This is a genomic window from Pseudomonas sp. NBRC 111138 (genome assembly GCF_001320835.1).
GTDB lineage: Bacteria > Pseudomonadota > Gammaproteobacteria > Pseudomonadales > Pseudomonadaceae > Aquipseudomonas > Aquipseudomonas paracarnis.
Window position 1 is genome coordinate 1 of the sequence record NZ_BCBO01000091.1, and the last position, 1,580, is coordinate 1,580.

A 1,580-nucleotide genomic window follows, 5' to 3' on the forward strand; every position below is an offset into this window, starting at 1 on the left:
ACTCAAGTCGTGCGCCTGACACACCGCATCGCAGGCAAGCCAGCTCCCACACTTGAATCGGTTTACCACTCGAAAATCGGCCCCAAAAGCAAAGTTGGAAGGCTTCTTGCAACCCCGCCTCCAAGTCGCCTTCCAGCGTCAAAACTTTGCTTCAAGGACCCGAGGAATACCGGTGGTAGATCGCTCTCAAATGCTCAACACGGCCCGTGGCACCCTGACTGACCTGTCGCGGGGCAATCTGGGTGTGCCGTTGTTGTTGCTGGTGATGCTGGCAATGATGATGTTGCCGATGCCGCCGTTCCTGCTCGACGTGTTCTTTACCTTCAACATTGCCCTGTCCGTCGTTGTGTTGCTGGTGTGCGTGTACGCCTTGCGACCACTGGATTTCGCGGTGTTCCCGACGATTCTGCTGGTGGCGACCCTGCTGCGTCTGGCATTGAACGTCGCTTCCACGCGGGTGGTGATGCTCCACGGCCAGGACGGCCACGCCGCCGCCGGCAAGGTAATCCAGGCCTTCGGTGAGGTGGTCATCGGCGGTAACTACGTGGTCGGTATCGTGGTGTTCGCGATCCTGATGATCATCAACTTCGTCGTGGTGACCAAGGGCGCCGGGCGGATTTCCGAGGTGAGCGCGCGGTTTACCCTCGACGCCATGCCCGGCAAGCAGATGGCCATCGACGCCGACCTCAACGCCGGCCTGATCGACCAGGGCCAAGCCAAGGCCCGTCGGGCGGAAGTCGCCCAGGAAGCCGAGTTCTACGGCTCCATGGACGGTGCCAGCAAGTTTGTGCGCGGCGACGCCATCGCCGGCCTGTTGATTCTGTTCATCAACCTGATCGGCGGTGTGGCCGTCGGTATGTTTCAGCACGGCATGACATTCGGCGATGCCGGCAAGGTGTATGCCTTGCTGACCATCGGTGACGGTTTAGTGGCGCAATTGCCATCACTGTTGTTATCCACAGCGGCGGCCATCATGGTTACCCGTGCTTCGGGCTCCGAAGACATGGGCAAGCAGATCAGTCGGCAGATGTTCGCTTCGCCCAAGGCCCTGGCCGTGGCGGCGGGCATCATGGCGATCATGGGCATTGTGCCGGGCATGCCGCACTTCTCGTTCCTGAGCATGGCGGCCCTGGCGGGTGGTGCGGCGTACCTGTTCTGGAAAAAGCAGAACCAGGTCAAAGTCCAGGCCCAGCAGGAAATCGCCCGTCAACAGGAGCTGCTGCCATCCCCGGCCCGCGCCCAGGAAACCAAGGAGTTGGGCTGGGACGACGTCACGCCCATCGACATGATCGGCCTGGAAGTCGGTTACCGCCTGATCCCGCTGGTCGACCGCAACCAGGGTGGGCAACTGCTGGCGCGGATCAAGGGTGTGCGCAAGAAGCTGTCCCAGGACCTGGGTTTCTTGATGCCCACTGTGCATATCCGTGACAACCTCGACCTGGCCCCCAGCGCTTATCGCCTGACCCTGATGGGGGTAATCCTGGCCGAAGCCGAGATCTACCCGGACCGCGAACTGGCGATCAACCCCGGCCAAGTGTTCGGTACCCTCAACGGCATTACCGCCAAAGATCCGGCTTTCG

General features: G+C 61.3%; 1 protein-coding gene. It reads left to right on the plus strand.

The annotated features are described in order from the left end of the window. Positions 1 to 190: 190 nt before the first annotated feature. Positions 191 to 1,580: flagellar biosynthesis protein FlhA (locus APH41_RS17665; protein WP_054920393.1), on the plus strand; the 1,390-nt coding region annotated here is incomplete at its 3' end.